Below are 19,972 nucleotides of genomic sequence, written 5' to 3'. Positions count from 1 at the left end.
GTGGTGGTCGGGGGTTGTCTTCTGGGCACCACTTACATCCGCCCCCCGGGCCCGGGCGGGCCCCGCAAACAGGGCCCCGGCGGCCGCCACCCCACTCGTACGGGTGACGGCCGCCGGGGCGTCCGCGTCGGTCCGCCCGTCCGTCTCCGCCGCCCGCGCGGCACGGCGGCCCGGGACGGCCTCGGCACGGTCGGTACCGTCCGGGTCCAGGTGCCCGCTGCCCAGCGCTTTGGCGAAGGCCTCGCGCTCGTCGTGGTTGCCGGTCGTGCAGAACACCGGCGCGTTCCAGGTGCGGGCGAACTCCCCGGCCAGCTCGCATCGGACGCAGGGACTCGGTGGCGCCGACGCCGTGGCGGTGGGGACCGCCGGTGCGCCCGAAATGGGGTCAGGGAGATGCGGTCTCCGCATCTCCCTGACCGTGCAGGCGGGTTGACTCGAAGTCAGCTGAGCGTCTTCAGCGCCGCCGCGTCGTACGGCGTCAGCTCGTCGAAGCGGCCCGAGAGGACCTTCGCCGCCCACTCGGGGTCCTGGAGCAGCGCGCGGCCGACGGCCACCAGGTCGAACTCGTCGCGCTCCAGGCGGTCGAGCAGGTCGTCGATGCCCTTGACCGCCGAGCCCTCGCCCATGAAGGCCTTGATGAAGTCGCCGTCGAGGCCCACCGAGCCGACCGTGATGGCGGTCCTGCCGGTGAGCTTCTTGGTCCAGCCGGCCAGGTTGAGGTCGGAACCGTCGAACTCGGGGATCCAGTAGCGGCGGGTGGAGGCGTGGAAGGCGTCCACACCGGCGGCGGCCAGCGGGGTCAGGATCGCCTCCAGCTCCTCCGGGGTCTCGGCGAGCCGGGCGTCGTAGGCCTCCTGCTTCCACTGCGAGTAGCGGAAGATCACGGGGAACTCGGGGGAGACGGCCTCGCGGACCGCGGCGACGATCTCCGCCGCGAACCGGGCGCGGGCCACGGGGTCGCCGCCGTAGGCGTCGGTGCGGCGGTTGGTGCCCGCCCACAGGAACTGGTCGATGAGGTAGCCGTGGGCGCCGTGCAGTTCCACGCCGTCGAAGCCGATGCGCTCGGCGGCGGCCGCGGCCTCGGCGAACGCACCGATGACGGCGTCCAGGTCGGCCCGGTCCATCGCCTTGCCGGTGGCCTCGGTGGCGCCGATGCGCAGACCGGAGGGGCCGACGGCGGGGGCCTCGGCGAACGGCGGCTGGCCCTGCTCGCGGACCATGCCGATGTGCCACAGCTGCGGCACGATCGTGCCACCGGCCGCGTGCACCGCCTCGGCGACCTTCGCCCAGCCCGCCAGCTGCTCCTCGCCGTGGAACCGTGGGATGCGGTCGCTCTGCCCGGCGGAGTCGTGTCCGACGTAGGTCCCCTCGGTGACGATCAGTCCGACGCCGGCGGCGGCGCGGCGCGCGTAGTACGACACCACGTTCTCACCGGGGATGCCGCCCGGGGAGAACTGACGGGTCATCGGGGCCATGGCGATCCGGTTGGGGACGGTCAGGCCGTTGATCGAGACCGGCCGGGAGAGGATCTCGGCGGCGCGGGAGGGGGCGGAGTCGGTGACGCTCACGTGTGGGGGCTCCTCAAGGGGGGTGACCGGTTGGTATGTGCACATGCATCAAGTGCTTCTGTACGACAACTCCAGCGCGGCCGGCACCATTCCGGCCGGGCCGGGGAACCCCTGTGATCCCGGCCACGCGACCGCGTCCGAGAATGCCGGTATGCCGAAGCCCTCGCTGCTGTCCCCGTCCGAGCTCGAACGGTCCTCCGTGGTCGCCAACAACACGATGAACCGCGAGCGGGGCCTGGCCGGAGTGAACAGCTACGCCCGCGAGCTGGGCCTCGATCCCCTCGCCCGGCTGCGGGGCCGCCCCGCGCCCTCCTGGCTGGACCTGTGCAGCGGCGAGGGCCGCGCCCTGCGCGAGGCCGCCTCCGCCCTGCCCGCGGACGCGGTCCTCACCGGCGTCGACCTGGTGGGTCCGCTCGTCCCACGGCCGGCCCCGCCCGCCCTGGAGGAGATCGTCGCCTCCGTCTCCACCTGGACACCGGCACGGACGTACGACCTGATCACGTGCGTCCACGGCCTGCACTACGTCGGCGACCAGCTCGGTCTGCTCTCCCGCGCCGCCTCCTGGGCGGCCGGGGACGGCCTGCTGTGCGCGCACTTCGACCCGGACTCGGTGCGCTGGACGGACGGCTCGGCGGCGGGACGCACCGCGGTCACCGCCCTGCGCGCGGTCGGGTTCGAGTACAGCCCCCGGCACCACCGGCTCACCCTGCGGGGCGGACGCTCGGTGGATCTCCCCTTCCGCTACGTCGGCGCGGACCCCGCCGCCGGCCCCAACTACACGGGCCAGCCCGCGGTCCGCTCCCACTACGCGCCCCGCTGAACGCCCGAGGGCGGCACCCCCTGCCGGAACAGGGAGTGCCGCCCTCGGAAAGGACAGGCTGATCCGCGTTGGATCAGAAGTCCATGTCACCGCCCGGCATGCCGCCCGGAGCGGCCGCGGCGGCCTTCTCCGGCTTGTCGGCGATGACGGCCTCGGTGGTGAGGAACAGCGCGGCGATGGAGGCGGCGTTCTGCAGCGCGGAACGGGTCACCTTCGCCGGGTCGATGATGCCTTCCTTGACCAGGTCGACGTACTCGCCGGTCGCGGCGTTCAGGCCGTGACCCGGGGTCAGGTTGCGCACCTTCTCCACCACGACGCCGCCCTCGAGGCCGGCGTTCACGGCGATCTGCTTCAGCGGGGCCTCGAGCGCCAGCTTGACGGCGGCGGCACCGGTGGCCTCGTCGCCCTCGAGCTCCAGCTTCTCGAAGACGTTCGTCGTCTGCAGCAGGGCCACGCCACCACCGGCGACGATGCCCTCCTCGACGGCCGCCTTGGCGTTGCGGACGGCGTCCTCGATGCGGTGCTTGCGCTCCTTGAGCTCCACCTCGGTGGCGGCACCGGCCTTGATGACCGCGACACCGCCGGCGAGCTTCGCCAGGCGCTCCTGCAGCTTCTCGCGGTCGTAGTCCGAGTCGCTGTTCTCGATCTCGGCGCGGATCTGGTTCACCCGGCCGTTGACCTGGTCCGACGAGCCGGAGCCGTCGACGATCGTGGTCTCGTCCTTGGTGATGACGACCTTGCGGGCGCGGCCCAGGAGGTCCAGGGTCGCGTTCTCCAGCTTGAGGCCGACCTCCTCGGAGATGACCTCGCCGCCCGTGAGGATGGCGATGTCGCCGAGCATGGCCTTGCGGCGGTCGCCGAAGCCCGGGGCCTTGACGGCGACGGACTTGAAGGTGCCGCGGATCTTGTTGACGACCAGGGTCGACAGGGCCTCGCCCTCGACGTCCTCGGCGATGATCAGCAGCGGCTTGCCCGACTGCATGACCTTCTCGAGGAGCGGGAGCAGGTCCTTGACCGAGGAGATCTTGGAGTTGGCGATCAGGATGTACGGGTCGTCGAGGACGGCCTCCATACGCTCCATGTCGGTGGCGAAGTACGCCGAGATGTAGCCCTTGTCGAAGCGCATACCCTCGGTGAGCTCCAGCTCCAGACCGAAGGTCTGGGACTCCTCGACGGTGATGACGCCTTCCTTGCCGACCTTGTCCATGGCCTCGGCGATGAGCTCGCCGATCTGGGTGTCGGCGGCGGAGATGGAGGCCGTGGAGGCGATCTGCTCCTTGGTCTCGACGTCCTTGGCCTGCTCCAGCAGAGCGGCGGAGACGGCCTCGACGGCCTTCTCGATACCGCGCTTCAGGGCCATCGGGTTGGCGCCGGCGGCTACGTTGCGCAGACCCTCGCGGACCAGCGCCTGGGCGAGAACGGTCGCGGTGGTCGTACCGTCACCGGCGACGTCGTCCGTCTTCTTGGCGACTTCCTTGACCAGCTCGGCGCCGATCTTCTCGTACGGGTCCTCGAGCTCGATCTCCTTGGCGATGGACACACCATCGTTGGTGATCGTGGGGGCGCCCCACTTCTTCTCGAGGACGACGTTGCGGCCCTTGGGGCCGAGCGTCACCTTCACGGCGTCCGCGAGCTGGTTCATGCCGCGCTCGAGGCCGCGCCGCGCCTCCTCGTCGAACGCGATGATCTTGGCCATGTGAAGTGGTCCCTCCAGGACTGGGGGTGATTCCTTCGGACCGCGCCCGCGCCCGCGACGGACGGCTCGCGGACCCCGTGGTTCCTTGCCCCACTTGGCCTGCGGGCCTCACCGACCCGGTCCTTCGTTGTCACTCTCACCTTCAGAGTGCTAACGCCAATGATTAGCACTCGCCCCGCCCGAGTGCAAGAAGCGCCCGCGCAGCGGGCTCCTCGAGGGGTGGCGGCCGGGCGATGGGCGGGCGCAAGCGGCTCGAGGGAATCCGCAGGTGAGCAGCGACGTGAGCAGCGACGTCACCGGCCCCCGGGCAGCACGAAGGGCCCGTACCCCTGGAGGTACGAGCCCTTCGAAGACGAACGGCAGTACGTCGCTGTCAGTCGACGCGTGCTTCAGCTGGTCGCCAGCCGGACCATGTCCGCCTGCGGACCCTTCTGGCCCTGCGAGATCTCGAAATCGACCCGCTGCCCCTCTTCCAGGGTGCGGTATCCGTCCATCTGGATCGCGCTGTAGTGGACGAAAACATCCGCACCACCGTCGACCGCGATGAAGCCGTACCCCTTCTCCGCGTTGAACCACTTGACGGTGCCCTGAGCCATGCCTAACTCCCCTATTACTGGCCCTTGCACAGATCCACACTTCGCGGATCCGGGTCAGACCTCACCCCCCATTGGCCTGGGGGCGTGCGCCGGAACGCGTCGACCGCGGCTGAATGTATCTGTCCAACTGCCGTCTGCAACAGGTCAATCGGACGAGAATTCTGGACGCACCCGGTCCGGAATGTGGCGAGAATTCGCCTGAATTCGGGGCAAGTCGGGCCCCGCAAAAGGAACAGAAGCCGCATAAAGGCCGAGCACTTTGGCTACTTCTTGTCGGGCCTGCAGCATGATTCCAGGGTTTCCGCCCCGGGGATCAGGAGCGGGTTCCCCAACTGTACCGCGCTCAATCACACTGAATTACCCCCTCCGCTTCTCTCACGGAGGGGGCAATCGGATGAACACTCGGTAACCGCGGTTACCGAAGGTAATGATCAGCCGCCCGCGACGGCCGGAATGATGGAGACGCCGGCGCCTTCGGGAGTCGCCGTCTCCAGACCCTGCTCGAAACGGACGTCGTCGTCGTTGACGTACACGTTGACGAAGCGGCGCAGCTTGCCCTGGTCGTCGAGGACACGGGCGGCGATGCCGGTGTGGTTCTTCTCCAGGTCCTCGATGACCTCGGCGAGGGTCGCGCCCTCGGCCGTCACCTCGGCCTTGCCGGCCGTGTAGGTGCGCAGGATGGTGGGGATGCGGACGGTCACGCTCATGCGAGGCCAGCCTCTCGGAAGGAGTCCAGGTTCGGGCGGATGGTCGCGGTCAGGCCCGTGCCGGCCACCGCGTCCAGCGTCTTGAGGCCGTCGCCGGTGTTGAGGACGACGGTGGTCTTGGTCGGGTCGAGGACGCCGTCCTTGATGAGCTTCTGCGTCACGCCCACCGTCACGCCGCCCGCGGTCTCCGCGAAGATGCCCTCGGTCCGGGCCAGCAGCTTGATGGCGTCCACGACCTGCTCGTCCGTCACGTCCTCCACCGCGCCGCCCGTACGGCGCGCGATGTCGAGGACGTACGGGCCGTCGGCCGGGTTGCCGATGGCCAGGGACTTGGCGATGGTGTTCGGCTTCTGCGGGCGGACCACGTCGTGCCCGCCCTTGAAGGCCACGGACACCGGGGAGCAGCCCTCCGCCTGCGCGCCGAAGATCTTGTAGGGCCGGTCCTCGACCAGCCCGAGCCTGATCAGCTCCTGCAGACCCTTGTCGATCTTCGTGAGCTGGGAGCCGGAGGCGATCGGGACCACGATCTGGTCGGGCAGCCGCCAGCCGAGCTGCTCGCAGATCTCGTACGCCAGGGTCTTCGAGCCCTCCGCGTAGTACGGCCGCAGGTTGACGTTGACGAAGCCCCAGCCCTCGCCGGCCGGGTCGCCGATCAGCTCGGAGCAGAAGCGGTTCACGTCGTCGTAGTTGCCCTCGATGCCGACGAGGTCGCCGCCGTAGATCGCGGCCATGACGACCTTGCCCTGCTCCAGGTCGTGCGGGATGAACACGCAGGAGCGGAGGCCGGCGCGGGCGGCCGCGGCGCCGACGGCACCGGCCAGGTTGCCCGTGGAGGAGCAGGACAGAGTGGTGAAGCCGAAGGCGCGGGCGGCCTCCAGGGCCTGGGCGACGACACGGTCCTTGAAGGAGTGCGTCGGGTTGCCGGAGTCGTCCTTCACATACAGCTCACCGGTCACACCGAGCTCGCGCGCCAGGTTGTCGGCCTTGACGAGCTTGGTCCAGCCGGGGTTCAGGTTGGGCTTGTCGGCCACGTCCGCGGGGACGGGCAGCAGCGGCGCGTACCGCCAGATGTTCGCGGGTCCCGCCTCGATGCGCCTGCGCAGTTCCTCGGTGTCGTGGGCCGAGAAGTCGTACGCGATCTCCAGCGGGCCGAAACACTCCTCGCAGGCGAACACCGGTCCGAGAGGCACCTGATGACCGCACTCGCGACAGCTCAGCGCCGCGGCGGGGCCGAGGTCTACGGTGGGATTGCTGGTGCTTGCAACAGTCTGCACAGCCATGGAGGCGAGGCCCTTTCTCCTCATCTTCCTCACGACGCATCTCGCCGTGAGACGGATTTGGCACCTTCCCTAGCCGGGAGCCTCGCTGGAGAACGAGTACCGACTGGAGGGTTGCCGGGGCTTCATCGGGCCGTGTCCCTCTGCCCCTCTGGATGAGCTGTATGCGGTTGTGGACGCCGATGACCCCCGACATGCAATGGTCATCGGCGTTGTTCAAGACTGTAACCGAAGGCCAGGACAGTTGAGATAGTCGTCCGAACCGCGAGATGGATCACACGGTCACCAGGTGTGATCACGACAGTGAGGAGCCGCTGACTGTGCTGGAAGAAGCCGAGCGCTGGCTGGCCACCCGCTCCTGGTCCGTGACCGATCGCCCCCTGCACAAGATCCTCGCCGCGAAGCAGCGGACGGGTCGGTCGGTCTCCGTCGTGCTGCCCGCGCTCAACGAGGAGGAGACGGTCGGCGACATCGTCGCCGTGATCCGTCACGACCTCATGCGCCAGGTCCCGCTCGTCGACGAGGTCGTCGTCGTCGACTCGGGCTCCACCGACCGCACCTCCGCGGTGGCCGCCGCCGCGGGTGCCAGGGTCGTCCACCGCGACGACATCCTGCCGCGCATACCGGCCGTCCCCGGCAAGGGGGAGGTCCTGTGGCGCTCCCTGCTGGTCACGAGCGGGGACATCGTCTGCTTCGTCGACGCCGATCTGAAGGAGTTCTCCTCCGACTTCGTCTCCGGGATCGTCGGGCCGCTGCTCACCGACCCCGAGGTCGACCTGGTCAAGGCCATGTACGACCGGCCGCTGGGCGGAGCCGCCGGTCAGGGCGGCCGGGTCACCGAGCTGATGGCCCGTCCTCTGCTGAACATGCACTGGCCCCAGCTGGCCGGTTTCGTGCAGCCGCTCGGCGGCGAGTACGCGGCCCGCCGCTCGCTGCTCGAACAGCTCCCGTTCCCGGTCGGCTACGGCGTGGAGCTGGGCATGCTGATCGACGCCCTGCACCTGGTGGGCCTGGACGCCCTCGCCCAGGTCGACGTGGGCGTACGCAAGCACCGGCACCAGGACGGACAGGCACTGGGCCGGATGGCGGCGGCGATCTACCGCACCGCGCAGCTGCGTCTGGCCCGCGGCCACCTCATCCGTCCCTCCCTCACCCAGTTCGAGCGGGGCGAGGACGGTTTCGAGCCACGCACCTACTCGGTGGACACGGAGGAACGGCCGCCGATGACGGAGATCGCGGAGTACGCCTCGCGCAGAGTGGCCTGAACGGCTGGAGAACGGCTGTATACGGCCCCCTCGCAGGGTGGAACGCACGTTTGAGCGTTTCCCGGCCGGGCTAGGTTGAGGGCTATGGCTTCCACGCACGGCGCTGCTGAGGTGCTGGTCGCGTCCAACCGCGGCCCGGTTTCGTACGAGGTGCGCGAGGGTGGTGCGCTGTACGCCAAACGGGGCGGCGGCGGGCTGGTCTCGGGGCTGTCGGCCATCGGGCCGGACACGGACGCGGTGTGGGTGTGCGCCGCGCTGAGCGACGCCGACCGGGAGGCGGTGCGCAGCTCGCCCGGCCGGCGGCTGTCCGTGGACGCGACCGGCGGCCAGCAGGTGCGGATGCTGGACATCGACGCGACGGTCTTCTCCGACGCGTACAACGGCGTCGCCAACTCCGTGCTCTGGTTCGTCCACCACATGCTGTACCAGACCCCGCTGGAGCCGGTCTTCGACGCGGAGTTCCGGCGCCAGTGGGCGTCGTACGAGGCCTACAACCGGGCCTTCGCCGAGGCGCTGGCGGAGGAGTCCGCGGCGGGTGCCGCGGTGGTGATCCAGGACTACCACCTCGCCCTGGCCCCCCGGATGCTCCGGCAGCTCCGCCCCGATCTGCGGATCGGCCACTTCTCGCACACCCCCTGGGCCCCGCCGGACTACTTCCGGCTCCTGCCCGACGACATCGCGGCCGAGCTGCTGGGCGGGATCCTGGGCGCGGACCGCGCCGGCTTCCTCACCCGGCGCTGGGCGGACGCGTTCACCGACTGCTGTCACACGGTCCTGGGCCCCGGCATCCCCTCCGGCACCCGCATCGGCGTGCACGGCCTCGGCGCGGACGCGGACTTCCTGCGCAAGCGGGCGCACGAGGCGGACGTGGCCGAACGGATGGCCACGCTGCGGGCGGAGATCGGCGAGGGCCGCAGAACAATCGTGCGGGTCGACCGCACCGAGCTGTCGAAGAACATCATCCGCGGACTGCTGGCGTACCGGCAGCTGCTGGACGACCACCCCGAATGGCGCGAACGGGTCGTGCACCTGGCCTTCGCCTACCCCTCCCGGCAGGACCTGGCCGTGTACCGCGACTACACCGCGGGGGTGCGGCGCCTGGCCGAGGAGATCAACTCCACGTACGGCAGTCCGGGTTGGACACCGGTCGTACTGCACGTCAAGGACGACTTCGCGCGTTCCCTGGCCGCCTACCGGCTCGCGGACGTGGCCCTGGTGAACCCCATCCGGGACGGCATGAACCTGGTCGCCAAGGAGATCCCGGTCGTCTCCGACGAGGGGTGCGCGCTGGTGCTCTCGCGGGAGGCCGGGGCGTACGAGGAGCTGGGCGAGGACGCGATCACGGTGAACCCGTACGACATCGGGGGCACGGCGAACGCCCTGCACCGGGCGCTGACCATGTCCCCCGACGAGCGGGCCGAACGCACCAAGCGGCTGGCCGCGGCCGCCACCGCGCTGCCGCCGGCCCAGTGGTTCCTGGACCAGCTGCACGCGCTCGACCCCGGTCAGTCCAGCTGAGCCGCCAGCGTCCGCAGCAGTCGTACGACCCCTTCCGGGCCGTCCACCACCAGGTCCGCCCGTTCCGCGAGCTCCGTCACCTCGGAGCTGCCGCTGCACACCAGCAGGCCCGGGACGCCGTCGGAGCGCAGCTTGTCGACGGCGGCGAAGGCGGGCAGGTCGCCGAGGTCGTCGCCGGCGTAGACCACCGACTCGGCGCCGATCTCCCGGACGTACTCGAGGAGAGCGACACCCTTGTCCATGCCGGCCGGGCGGAGTTCGAGGACCATCCGCCCCGGCTCGACGATCAGGCCGTGCCGGGTGGCGAGGTCGGTCAGCGGTTCGCGGAGGGCCTCGAAGGCGGCCTGCGGATCCTCGGCGCGGCGGGTGTGGACGGCGACGGCGCGCCCCTTCTCCTCGATCCAGGTCCCCCGCCAGGCACCGATCCGGTCCAGGAACCCCGGCAGTTCGGCGCGGACGGCGGCGACACCGGGGTGCGGGGGCGGCGCGCTGACGGTTCCGCTCACGGCGTCCCAGCGCTCGGCGCCGTAGTGGCCGAGGACCACGAGGTGTTCCAGGCCGGACACGCCCGCGAAGCCCCCGTGCCGCACGGCGACCGCGGCCGGGCGGCCGGTGACCACGGCGACGGAGGCCACCTTCGGGGCGAGCCCGGCGAGCGCCGGTACGGCCTCCGGGTGGGCGCGGGCCTGCTCGGGGTCGGCGACGATCGGAGCGAGCGTGCCGTCGAAGTCGAGTCCGATCACCGCGGTGCGCGGCCGCGCCAGCAGCGCCTCCAGCCCTTCCCGCCCCGCCTGGGTCACCGGGGTCGGCAGCGGGTCCATCGGGTTGGTCGAGTCCGTCGTATGGATGCCCATACGACGACCCTATCCACGGGAGGGCGGGCGCACCCATGGCTCATGGGGCGCACGGGGGAGCGCCGCGGCCCTCAGCGCTCGGCGCGCCGGGCCTCACGGACGCGGCGCAGGCGGTTCACCGTCACCGGGTCGTGGGCCAGCGCCCGCTCGTCGTCCAGCAGGGCGTTCAGGAGCTGGTAGTAGCGGACGGGGGCCAGCCCCAGCTCCTCCCGTATCGCCCGCTCCTTCGCGCCGGGCCCCGGGAAACCCCGGCGTTCCAGCGCGAGGATGGACTGCTCGCGCCGGCCCAGTTCTTCCCGCTCCATGCCTGAACGGTAGCGCCGTGCACCGACAACGGCTCACCCCGCCTCGCGGCTGTCGGCCGTCGCCGCCTCCGCCTGCAGTCGGCCCAGAACGGCGGCCGGGCTGCCGCCCCGGGCGACGGCCTGGCCGATGGTCTTCTTGACGTCGGCGCTGACGGCCGCCCAGGAGGTCTTGCCGACGGGGTAGAGCGCGGAGGTGGAGAGCTGGTCCAGGAAGGGGCGGAGATCCGCGTCCTTCGAGGACTGGGACATGGCGTCCGACGCGGAGCCGGTCACCGGGAGCAGTCCGTACTCGCGGGAGAAGTCGAGCACGTTCTTGTCGTTGTAGACGAAGTCGAGGAAGTCGCCGGTCTGCTCGGCGTGGCCGTTCTGCTTGAAGGCCATCATCCAGTCGGCGACACCCATCGCGGACCTGGACACCCCGGACGGCCCCGGCATGGGCACCATGCCGAACTTCACGCCCTTCTTGGCGGCCTGCCGCATCAGCGTGGGGTGCCCGTTGAGCATGCCGACCTGGCCGTCGGCGAAGGCGGCGAAGGCATCGGCGCGGTTCAGCCTGCCCGGCGCGACCGGCCCGGTCAGCCCCTTGTCGACCAGCTCGTCCTTGAGCCAGCTGAAGGTCTCGATGTTCTGCGCGGAGTCGATGGTGTAGGTGCCGACGTCGTCGGTATAACCGTTGCCTCCGCTGAGCAGCCACTGCATGGTCTCGGCCTGGGCCTCCTCGGGACCCAGGGGCAGCGCGTACGGGTACTTCACGCCCGCCGCCTTCAGTGCCCTCGCGTCGGCCGCGAGTTCGTTCCAGGTGGTGGGCGGGGTGATGCCTGCCCTGGTGAAGAGGGTCTTGTTGTAGAAGAGGACGCGGGTGGAGGCCGCGAAGGGGATGCCGTACTGGACGTGCTTCCACTGCCCCGCCTCGGAGAGCTGGGAGAGGAAGGACGCCTGTACGGGGATGGAGAGCAGGTCGGAGGCCTGGTACAGCTTGCCCGCGGCCGCGTAGTCGGCGTAGGCGCCGATCTGGGCCATGTCGGGTGCCTTTCCGGCGTCGACCATCTCCTTGACCTTGCGGTCGACGTCGTTCCAGGAGTAGACGCTGACCTCGATCTTCACCCCGGAGTGCTTGGCCTCGTACTCCTTGACCAGCTCGTCCCAGTACTTCTTGGAGCTGTCGGCCGCGGAGTTCCCGTAGTCGGCGGCGACCAGTCTGAGGGTCACGTCCGAAGAGTCCGTGCTCCCACAGCCACTGAGGACCGCTGTCATGCCCATGGCGGACACTACCGCGACCATTCCTGCCCTACGCCGACGCACTGCTATTGCCCCAACCCTGCTGTCTCGAAGTCCGTCTCATGGGCCCAGAGGTCTACACCTCTCACCCCCACGAGGTCTACACCAAGGTCTACACCACGCGAGTGGACTAGACCTCTCCCGGGTCGGAGGTCCACACTGTTCCCGTGAGACATGTCATCGCCCTCGACGTGGGCGGCACCGGGATGAAGGCCGCCCTGGTCGGGGACGGCGGCGACCTGCTCCACCAGGACCGCCGCGCGACCGGGCGCGAACGCGGGCCCGGCGCGGTGGTCGAGGGCATCCTCGCCTTCGCGGCCGACCTGCGCGCGTACGGTGCGGCGCGCCTCGGCGAGCCCGCCGCCGCCGTCGGCGTCGCCGTCCCCGGCATCGTCGACGAGGAACGCGGAGTCGCCGCCTACTCGGCCAACCTGGGCTGGCGGGACGTACCCCTGCGCGATCTGCTCGCCGAACGGCTCGGCGTTCCGGTCGCCCTCGGCCACGACGTGCGCGCCGGCGGACTCGCCGAGGGCCGGATCGGGGCGGGCAGAGGGGCCGACCGGTTCCTGTTCGTACCCCTCGGCACCGGGATCGCCGGCGCCATCGGCCTCGACGGCCGGGTGGAGGCGGGGGCGCACGGCTTCGCGGGCGAGATCGGGCACATCGTCGTACGGCCCGGGGGCGCCGCCTGCCCCTGCGGACAGCGCGGCTGCCTGGAGCGGTACGCGTCCGCGGCCGCCGTGAGCGAGGCCTGGGCGGCCGCCTGCGGGGACCCGGACGCCGATGCCGCGGACTGCGCGAAGGCCGTCGCGTCCGGCGACCCGAACGCCGTCCGGATCTGGCGGGAGGCCCTGGACGCCCTCGCGGACGGGCTGGTCACCGCGCTCACCCTGCTGGACCCGCGCACGCTGATCATCGGTGGCGGCCTGGCCGAGGCGGGGGAAACCTTGTTCACACCGCTGCGGGAGGCCGTCCAGCGGCGCGTCACCTTCCAGAAGCTGCCGTCGATCGTCCCCGCCGCCCTCGGGGACACCGCCGGCTGCCTGGGCGCGGGACTCCTCGCCCGGGATCTCCTCGAAACCACTGACCCTTCGGAGGTAACCGCCTGATGGCCCCCAGCAAGGTTCTCGCCGGTGCCCGGGTGGTGCTGCCCACCGGCACCGTGGACGACGGGCGTGTGGTCGTCGAGGGTACGAAGATCGCGGCCGTCGCGCCGGCGGACGCCGAGGTCGTCGACGTACGGGGGCACTGGCTGGTCCCCGGCTTCGTCGACATCCACAACCACGGCGGCGGCGGCGCGTCCTTCTCCGGCTCGCTCGACGAGGTCCTGACGGCGATCCGCACCCACCGTCTGCACGGCACCACGACCCTCGTCGCCTCCACCGTCACCGACGACATGGACCTCCTCGTCAAGCAGGCCGGGCTGCTGAGCGAACTGGCCGAACAGGGCGACATCGCCGGCATTCACTTCGAGGGCCCGTTCATCTCGCCGTGCCGCAAGGGCGCCCACTCCGAGGAACTGCTGCGCGACCCGGACCCGGCGGACGTCCGCAAGCTGATCGACGCGGCGCGCGGCAGAGCCAGGATGGTCACCCTCGCCACCGAACTGCCCGGCGGGCTCGACTCCGTACGGCTGCTGGCGGAGCACGGGGTCATCGCCGCCGTCGGACACACGGACGCCAGCTACGAGCAGACGGTACAGGCGATCGACGCGGGCGCGACGGTGGCCACGCACCTCTTCAACGCCATGCCCGTCCTCGGTCACCGCTCCCCCGGCCCGATCGCCGCGCTCCTGGAGGACGAGCGGGTCACGGTCGAGCTGATCAACGACGGCACGCATCTGCACCCGGCCGCCCTGGAACTGGCGTTCCGTCACGCGGGCGCCGACCGGGTCGCGTTCATCACCGACGCCATGGACGCGGCCGGCATCGGCGACGGCCGCTACATGCTCGGCCCGCTGGAGGTCGAGGTCAGCGAGGGCGTCGCCCGGCTCGTGGAGGGCGGTTCGATCGCCGGCTCCACCCTCACCCTGGACCGCGCCTTCAAGCGGGCGGTGACCGTCGACCGGCTCCCGGTGGAGGACGTGGTCACGGCCCTGTCCGTCAGCCCGGCCCGGCTGCTGGGCATGTACGACACCATCGGCTCGCTGGAGCCCGGCAAGGACGCCGACCTGGTGCTCCTGGACGCCGACTTCGGACTCAAGGGCGTGATGCGCCGGGGAGAATGGGTGGTCGCTCCCCAACTGCCCTGATCCGTCCCCCAGTAGAGAGACGGTGACCGACCCGCGGTCTGGGCCGGTCGCCGTCTCTTTGGCATGATCGGGGCCCGGAACAGCAGGCACACACACTTCGAGGGAGGTCGGCCCGGGTGATCCTCACGGTCACACTGAACACCGCTCTCGACATCACCTACCGCGTGAGGTCCCTGCGGCCCCACGCCTCGCACCGCGTCTCGGAGGTCACCGAACGGCCGGGCGGCAAGGGCCTGAACGTGGCCCGGGTGCTCGCGGCCCTCGGGCACGAGGTCACGGCCACGGGGTTCGCGGGCGGCGGCACCGGGCGGGCCGTGCGGGAGCGGCTCGCGGAGACGCGGGGCGTGGTGGACGCCCTGGTCCCGGTCGCCGGGGCGACCCGGCGCACCGTCGCCGTCGTCGACGAGCTGACCGGCGACACCACGCAGTTGAACGAGCCGGGGCCGCAGATCACCCCGGCCGAGTGGGCCGCCTTCCTGGGCACCTACGCGGATCTGCTGGCCGGGGCGTCGGCGGTCGCCCTGTGCGGCAGCCTGCCGCCGGGCGTGCCGGTGGGCGCCTACGCCGGGCTGGTGCGCACGGCACGGACCATCGGTGTCCCCGTCCTGCTGGACACCAGCGGGGAGCCGCTGCGGCGCGGTGTGGCGGCCCGGCCGGACATCATCAAGCCGAACGCCGAGGAACTGGCCGAACTCACCGGCTCCCACGAGCCGTTGCGCGCGACCCAGGACGCCCGGCGCCGGGGCGCGCACGCGGTGGTCGCCTCCCTCGGCCCGGGGGGCCTGCTGGCGGTGACCCCCGAGGGCCACTGGCGGGCCACCCCGCCCGCCCGCACCCACGGCAACCCGACCGGCGCCGGCGACTCGGCGGTCGCGGGCCTCCTGTCCGGCCTCGTGGAACAACTGCCTTGGCCGGAACGGCTGTCCCGCGCGGTCGCACTCTCCACCGCAACGGTGCTGTCCTCGACGGCTGGCGAGTTCGACCGCGCGGTCTATTCCGAGTTGCTGGAGCGGGCGGCGGTGACGCCGACGGCAGCCTGAGAGCACCGTGTGCCACGGTGTTCTCAGGCACTGCCGGTCCCACCCGCTCGGGCCGCAGGCCCTATGCGTGGGCGTCAGCGTCCCCAGACGCCTATGCCCATGACCTTGAAGGGAACGTTGTCCGAGTAGTGCTTGGGCTTGATGTCGAAATGACTGCCCGTACACGAGCCGCCGCTGTAAACCGTGATACGAACGCTACGCTGATTGGATATGGTGCGCCCGCCCCACGCGTAGCACCCGGGGTCAGGGTTGTGATGCGTGAGCTTGGTTCCCCCGAAGTGCGCTTTGGGCCAGGTGCACACCGCTCCGCTCGCGCAGACGGACGACGCTGATGCCGGCTGAGCTGTGAGCGGAAGGGCTGCCGCTACTGCGACTCCGGCCAGCGCAAAAAGGCGCTTCCTCATGTGTGAACTGCTCCCGTTGCTGGTGTTTCGAGTGGTCGCAGTCAGTTTTCGCGATCTTCACACAGTCGGACACGGATTTTTCCGCCAACCGCGGCCGCCGCTCACCCGTTCTTGCCTGTGAGCCACAACTGGTCCAGGACGGCGTTGCACTGGTTGCCCTGGTTGCATGCGATCTCGATCGTGTTGGTGCCCTTGGTCAGGTTGACGTTGGCCCAGGTGTTCTTCCAGCCCTGTTCCCAGTCACCCGCGGGCGTGCCGCCGAAGTTCTTCATGTTCAGCGGCTGCGTATTGGCTTTGCCGTTGATCAACAGCGTCGCGTCGGCGTCCGTGCCCGGGACGCCGTACTGCACGTACAGCCGGTAGGAGCCGGCCTTCTCGATGCCGTCCACGGTCCAGGTGACCTTCGCCCCGACCTGGTTGAAGCCGGTCACATAGACGCCGCCGTCGGCCTTGGCGCCCTTGAACTCGGACGCGGTGGTGGTCCCGCCCTCCAGTCGCAGCGCCTTCGCGTCGATCTTCGGGAGCTCGCCCGAGCTGGAGACCGAGCTGGTGCTGGAGGGCTTGGGCGAGGCGCTCTGGGACTGGGTCGGGGAGGCGTCCGCCTGGTTGCCCTTCTTGCCGTCGTCGGAGTTGCCGTTGATCATGGCCACGCTGATGCCGATGACGACGGCGGCGACCACCGCGACGGCGCCGATCAGCAGCCCCTTGGTGTTCGGGCCGCGGCCACGGCCGCCTGCGCCCCTGGCGGTCGGCAGCGGCTGCTGGGTGGTCGGCGCGCCGCCCGGGAGGGTCTCCGGGGCCTGGTAGTGCGCGTTCGGCTGGCCGTAGGCGCCCTGCTGCTGCGGGACGGTCTGGCCGTACTGCGCCTGCTGCCCGCCGTATGTGCGCTCGCCGACCGCACGCACCCTGCTGACCGAGTTCGGGTAGCCGTAGCCGCCGGACGGCGGCTGGGCGCCTCTGGCCTGACCGTCGGCATACAGATAGCCGAACGGGTCGTCGTCCTCGGGCGTGCTCGCGCCGTTGTCGCCGGGCGTCATCCCTTGGTACTCCTCAACAGGTGCGGGCGGATGCGGTACAGGTAACGAATGTCGAGCGTACCCGTTCTCGCTGGCCCAAACGGGTGACTCGGACCGCTTCAGCTCACTGACCTGCGGATCATCCGGCTCGACGATGTTGTTTGGGACGAGATCGTTTCTCGACGTACATCCGTTCGTCAGCGGATTTCAACACTTCGTCCGCGGTCATGCCGCAGTGTGCCCACCCGATGCCGAAACTGGCGCCCACCCGGACCGCCCGGCCCTCCGCCCGGATCGGCTGGATGATCTCGTTGCGCAGGCGTACGGCCAGGTCCTGCGCGTCGGCCTTGCCGAGCCCGTCGGCGAGGATCACGAACTCGTCGCCGCCCAGCCGGGCCACGGTGTCGCCGTCGCGCACCCCCCGGGTGAGCCGCCGGGCGACCTCGATCAGGACCGCGTCGCCGGCGTTGTGCCCGAACCTGTCGTTGATCGACTTGAAGCCGTCGAGGTCGCAGAAGAGAACAGCGAGGCCCTTGGTGCCGTCGTCCAGCTCCCCCTCGGGAGCGATCGTGTGCACATGGTGGTCGTAGCCGTCGTACGACTGCGCGACCGCCGCGAAGTCGAAGCCGTGACCGTTGACGTCGAAGGCGGGGTGGCCGTAGGCCGCGTCCAGGGACTCCGTCTCGCCGGCGTGCGCCGCCCGCTGGCACAGCCGCGACGACAGGCGCGAGCGCAGCTCGGCGGAGTTGGGCAGGCCGGTGAGGGAGTCGTGGGAGGCGCGGTGGGCGAGCTGCAGCTCGCGGCGCTTGCGCTCCTCGATGTCCTCGACGTGGGTCAGCAGGAAGCGGGGTCCGTCCGCCGCGTCGGCGACGACGCTGTTGCGCAGGGAGACCCAGACGTAGCTGCCGTCCCGGCGGCCGAGCCGCAGTTCCGCGCGCCCGCCCTCGGCGGAGGTCCGCAGCAGGGTGCCTACGTCCTCGGGGTGGACGAGATCGGAGAAGGAGTAGCGGCGCATCGCGGAGGCGGGGCGGCCGAGCAGCCGGCACAGGGCGTCGTTGGTGCGCAGGATCCGGCCGTGCTGGTCACCGCCCATCTCGGCGATGGCCATGCCGGAGGGTGCGTACTCGAACGCCTGCCGGAAGCTTTCCTCGCTGGCGCGCAGTGCCTGCTGCTCGCGCTCCAGGCGTACCAGGGCGCGCTGCATATTGGCCCTGAGACGCGCGTTGCTGATCGCGATGGCCGCCTGGAACGCGTACATCTGGAGCGCCTCGCGCCCCCACGCGCCGGGGTGGCGGCCGTTGCGCGGCCGGTCCACGGAGATCACGCCGAGCAGTTCACCGGAGGAGCCGCCCTGGACGCCGGGCGTGTACATGGGCGCGAAGAGCCGGTCGGAGGGGTGCCACTCGTCCTCGAAGCGGGGCGCGGGGCCGTCGGTGTACCACTGCGGTACGTCGTCCTCGTCGAGCACCCAGCCCTCGGTGTGCGGTATGAAACGCAGGTCGCCCCAGGCCTCGCCCATGTTCAGACGGCGCTCCCAGGACTCGCGGGAGCCGACGCGTCCGGTGATGAGGGCCTCGGCCGCGGAGTTGCCGGAGAACGCGGCGACGACGAGGTCGCCGTCGGGGCGCACGAGGTTGACGCACGCCATCTCGTACCCGAGGGCGTTGACCGCGCCGTCGGCGACCGTCTGCAGTGTGTCCGCCAGACTGCGCGCCGTGTTCATGTCGGCCATGACCTGGTGCAGCTGCCGCAGGGACGCAAGGCGGACATACGGCTCCGACTCGGTCTCCATGCTCGCCCTCCCCCCGAGACCTCGCAGCGAATCAAGGGTTCTCTTCGGCGCTACTTTTCGGTGGTGCCCTTGCCGTGCTCTTGCAGGTTTCCCCGCCACTGAATCACAGCGCGCTGCCCACTCGGTACACAGGGTCAACAATTAATGGCCCTTGTGACTCAAGTCACAGCAGAACGTGAACAATTGAGTGGAGATTCTGCGTTTTCCCTGTGCGTTTACCGAACGAGGGCTTTGCGCGTGTGTGGACATGATGCACGAGGGGTGAGCCCTGCGGCCCCCGCGGATCCGTCGGTGGTCGTAGGACCCGGCTCGGACCGGGGTCCGATGCGGTGTGCACGGAGCGGAGACTAGCGTTTCGGCGTGCTGAACACTCCCCCTGCCCCGCCTTCCCCCACCCCCGCGTCCGCTCCCCGGCATCCTGAGGGGGTGAGCAACGACGAGTTCCGGGCCGCCATGTCCCGGCTGGCCGCGGGCGTGGTCCTGGTGACCGCGCAGGAGCCGCCGCTGGACCCGGACGACCCCCTGGCGCCCGGCGGCGAGGACGTCGGCATGACCGCCACCTCCTTCATGTCGGTCTCCCTGGACCCGCCGCTGGTCATGGTCAGCCTGCGCGAGGGGTCGCGCATGGACGACCTGCTCGCGGAGCAGCCCCTGTGGGCGGTCTCCGTCCTGACCGAGAGCCAGCGCCACGTCGCGGGCCGCTTCGCCATGAAGGGCCGCATCAGCGACCGGCTCCTGTTCCAGGACCTCGCGTACGGCCGCGGCGAGGTCTCGGGCGCCCCCCTGGTGGGCGGTTCCCTGGCGGCCCTGGAGTGCCGGACCGAACAGCGGGTGACGGCCGGGGACCACACACTGGTGATCGGCCGCGTGCTGAGCGCGCGGGTGCCGAGCGCGGACGGCGGGCCGCTGCTCTATTTCCGGGGCCGCTACCGGCAGTTGGGGTAATCGGAACCGTGCGGAAGGCCGTCGGAATTCGATGGCCGCTCTGTGAACGGCCTGCGTAATGTGCCGGCATGACACCCCGCCTCGAAGAACTCACGCCCCGGAATTTGGAAGCCGCGCTCGCCATTCGGATACGGCCCGACCAGGAGCACGCGGTCGAGCCCGTCGCGCACTCCCTGGCCGAGGCGTACGTCCACCCGCCCGGCGTCGCCTGGCCGCGCCTCATCGTGGACGGCGACGGTGACGGCGGTCGGCCGGTCGGCTTCCTCATGGCGTTCCTCGGCATCGACTGGCTCGGCGACGGCACGGTGTTCCGCTCCGGCCTGTGGCGGCTGAACATCGCCGCCGGGGAACAGGGCAAGGGGTACGGCCGGTTCGCCGTCGACTCCGTGGCCGCCGAGATCCGCCGCCGCGGCGGCCGGCGGCTGTACGTCACCTGGCACCCCGGCCCGGCGGGCCCGGAGGAGTTCTACCTCCGGCTCGGCTTCCGAAGGACCGGGGAGACCAGCGGGGACCAGACCGTGGGAGTGCTGGACCTCGGCTAGACGCAATGCCGGTGACTTAGATGTCCTGCGTTCGTTGGTTGTGGTGTGGCGAGGGTGGGGCAGGTCAAGTCGCCTGCGGGTGAGCGTTTGTCGGACCG

Annotated in this window: 19 protein-coding genes, 1 pseudogene and 1 riboswitch; of the genes and pseudogenes, 8 read left to right on the top strand and 12 right to left on the bottom strand. The window is 70.7% G+C overall.

Features of this window, described 5'->3' with window-relative positions; genetic code table 11:
- Both ACFW2E_RS09585 and ACFW2E_RS09580 read right to left on the bottom strand, forming a co-directional pair.
- Positions 1 to 276: pseudogene (locus ACFW2E_RS09585) on the bottom strand (hypothetical protein); the annotation flags it as partial.
- A 164-nt stretch (positions 277 to 440) separates the two neighbouring features.
- Complete coding sequence (locus ACFW2E_RS09580) at positions 441 to 1,568, bottom strand: NADH:flavin oxidoreductase (RefSeq protein WP_384463940.1); 1,128 nt, start codon at positions 1,566 to 1,568, stop codon at positions 441 to 443.
- A 43-nt stretch (positions 1,569 to 1,611) separates the two neighbouring features.
- Here ACFW2E_RS09580 and ACFW2E_RS09575 point away from each other — a divergent pair, with 43 nt between their 5' ends.
- The gene (locus tag ACFW2E_RS09575; protein WP_384463937.1) at positions 1,612 to 2,388 is read left to right on the top strand and encodes a class I SAM-dependent methyltransferase; all 777 of its coding nucleotides are present in this window, start codon (positions 1,612 to 1,614) and stop codon (positions 2,386 to 2,388) included.
- Between the two features lie 73 nt (positions 2,389 to 2,461).
- Here ACFW2E_RS09575 and groL read toward each other — a convergent pair whose 3' ends face one another.
- The 4 genes from groL to thrC form a co-directional block, all read right to left on the bottom strand.
- On the bottom strand, positions 2,462 to 4,084 hold the full coding sequence (gene groL / locus ACFW2E_RS09570) for a chaperonin GroEL (protein ID WP_384463934.1): 1,623 nt from the start codon (positions 4,082 to 4,084) through the stop codon (positions 2,462 to 2,464).
- A gap of 389 nt (positions 4,085 to 4,473) precedes the next feature.
- A complete protein-coding gene (locus ACFW2E_RS09565) occupies positions 4,474 to 4,680 on the bottom strand; it encodes a cold-shock protein (protein ID WP_019057200.1) in 207 nt (68 codons plus the stop codon).
- A 431-nt stretch (positions 4,681 to 5,111) separates the two neighbouring features.
- Positions 5,112 to 5,387 carry a MoaD/ThiS family protein gene (locus ACFW2E_RS09560; protein ID WP_384463930.1) on the bottom strand — a complete coding sequence of 92 codons (276 nt, stop codon included), beginning with the start codon at positions 5,385 to 5,387 and terminating at the stop codon, positions 5,112 to 5,114.
- Positions 5,384 to 6,667, bottom strand: a complete 1,284-nt coding sequence (gene thrC, locus ACFW2E_RS09555) for a threonine synthase (protein WP_384463927.1) — start codon at positions 6,665 to 6,667, stop codon at positions 5,384 to 5,386. Before thrC ends, ACFW2E_RS09560 begins: the two co-directional genes overlap by 4 nt.
- A 17-nt stretch (positions 6,668 to 6,684) precedes the next feature.
- Positions 6,685 to 6,826: riboswitch (SAM riboswitch) on the bottom strand.
- Between the two features lie 158 nt (positions 6,827 to 6,984).
- On the opposite strand from thrC, the gene ACFW2E_RS09550 reads away from it, so the two are divergent.
- Both ACFW2E_RS09550 and ACFW2E_RS09545 read left to right on the top strand, forming a co-directional pair.
- Positions 6,985 to 7,929: a glucosyl-3-phosphoglycerate synthase gene (locus ACFW2E_RS09550; RefSeq protein ID WP_384463924.1), complete on the top strand. Its 945-nt coding sequence runs from the start codon at positions 6,985 to 6,987 to the stop codon at positions 7,927 to 7,929.
- A gap of 84 nt (positions 7,930 to 8,013) precedes the next feature.
- Positions 8,014 to 9,447, top strand: coding sequence for a trehalose-6-phosphate synthase (locus ACFW2E_RS09545; protein ID WP_384463921.1), 1,434 nt, complete (start codon positions 8,014 to 8,016; stop codon positions 9,445 to 9,447).
- Here the strand turns inward: ACFW2E_RS09545 and otsB are convergent.
- The 3 genes from otsB to ACFW2E_RS09530 all read right to left on the bottom strand — a co-directional run bounded on the left by otsB (position 9,435) and on the right by ACFW2E_RS09530 (position 11,887).
- The gene (otsB, locus tag ACFW2E_RS09540) at positions 9,435 to 10,301 is read right to left on the bottom strand and encodes a trehalose-phosphatase (protein WP_384463918.1); all 867 of its coding nucleotides are present in this window, start codon (positions 10,299 to 10,301) and stop codon (positions 9,435 to 9,437) included. The genes ACFW2E_RS09545 and otsB overlap by 13 nt on opposite strands.
- A 71-nt stretch (positions 10,302 to 10,372) precedes the next feature.
- A complete protein-coding gene (locus ACFW2E_RS09535) occupies positions 10,373 to 10,606 on the bottom strand; it encodes a DUF3263 domain-containing protein (protein ID WP_384463915.1) in 234 nt (77 codons plus the stop codon).
- A 33-nt stretch (positions 10,607 to 10,639) separates the two neighbouring features.
- Entirely contained in the window at positions 10,640 to 11,887 is a 1,248-nt protein-coding gene (locus tag ACFW2E_RS09530; protein ID WP_384463912.1) for an extracellular solute-binding protein, read from the bottom strand.
- 164 nt (positions 11,888 to 12,051) lie between these two features.
- Here ACFW2E_RS09530 and ACFW2E_RS09525 point away from each other — a divergent pair, with 164 nt between their 5' ends.
- The 3 genes from ACFW2E_RS09525 (at position 12,052) to ACFW2E_RS09515 (ending at position 15,175) form a co-directional block, all read left to right on the top strand.
- The gene (locus tag ACFW2E_RS09525) at positions 12,052 to 12,993 is read left to right on the top strand and encodes an ROK family protein (RefSeq protein ID WP_384463909.1); all 942 of its coding nucleotides are present in this window, start codon (positions 12,052 to 12,054) and stop codon (positions 12,991 to 12,993) included.
- A complete protein-coding gene (gene nagA, locus ACFW2E_RS09520) occupies positions 12,993 to 14,135 on the top strand; it encodes an N-acetylglucosamine-6-phosphate deacetylase (protein WP_384463906.1) in 1,143 nt (380 codons plus the stop codon). Before ACFW2E_RS09525 ends, nagA begins: the two co-directional genes overlap by 1 nt.
- A 116-nt stretch (positions 14,136 to 14,251) precedes the next feature.
- Entirely contained in the window at positions 14,252 to 15,175 is a 924-nt protein-coding gene (locus ACFW2E_RS09515) for a 1-phosphofructokinase family hexose kinase (protein ID WP_384463903.1), read from the top strand.
- A gap of 74 nt (positions 15,176 to 15,249) precedes the next feature.
- On the opposite strand, the gene ACFW2E_RS09510 is transcribed toward ACFW2E_RS09515, so the two are convergent.
- The 3 genes from ACFW2E_RS09510 to cdgB all read right to left on the bottom strand — a co-directional run bounded on the left by ACFW2E_RS09510 (position 15,250) and on the right by cdgB (position 18,387).
- A complete protein-coding gene (locus ACFW2E_RS09510; RefSeq protein WP_384463901.1) occupies positions 15,250 to 15,579 on the bottom strand; it encodes a peptidase inhibitor family I36 protein in 330 nt (109 codons plus the stop codon).
- Positions 15,580 to 15,680: 101 nt separating this feature from the next.
- Positions 15,681 to 16,616, bottom strand: a complete 936-nt coding sequence (locus ACFW2E_RS09505; RefSeq protein ID WP_384463898.1) for a carbohydrate-binding protein — start codon at positions 16,614 to 16,616, stop codon at positions 15,681 to 15,683.
- Positions 16,617 to 16,734: 118 nt separating this feature from the next.
- Positions 16,735 to 18,387, bottom strand: coding sequence for a diguanylate cyclase CdgB (gene cdgB, locus ACFW2E_RS09500; RefSeq protein ID WP_384463895.1), 1,653 nt, complete (start codon positions 18,385 to 18,387; stop codon positions 16,735 to 16,737).
- Between the two features lie 360 nt (positions 18,388 to 18,747).
- Between cdgB and ACFW2E_RS09495 the strand changes: the two genes are divergently transcribed.
- Both ACFW2E_RS09495 and ACFW2E_RS09490 read left to right on the top strand, forming a co-directional pair.
- Positions 18,748 to 19,332 (top strand): flavin reductase family protein, encoded by a 585-nt coding sequence (locus ACFW2E_RS09495; protein WP_384463892.1) that lies wholly within the window; start codon positions 18,748 to 18,750, stop codon positions 19,330 to 19,332.
- 68 nt (positions 19,333 to 19,400) lie between these two features.
- A complete protein-coding gene (locus ACFW2E_RS09490) occupies positions 19,401 to 19,874 on the top strand; it encodes a GNAT family N-acetyltransferase (RefSeq protein ID WP_384463889.1) in 474 nt (157 codons plus the stop codon).
- The last annotated feature ends 98 nt before the right edge of the window (positions 19,875 to 19,972 follow it).

This window comes from Streptomyces sp. NPDC058964 (assembly GCF_042741275.1).
GTDB lineage: Bacteria > Actinomycetota > Actinomycetes > Streptomycetales > Streptomycetaceae > Streptomyces.
This window is presented reverse-complemented; position numbering and strand designations above follow the sequence as displayed.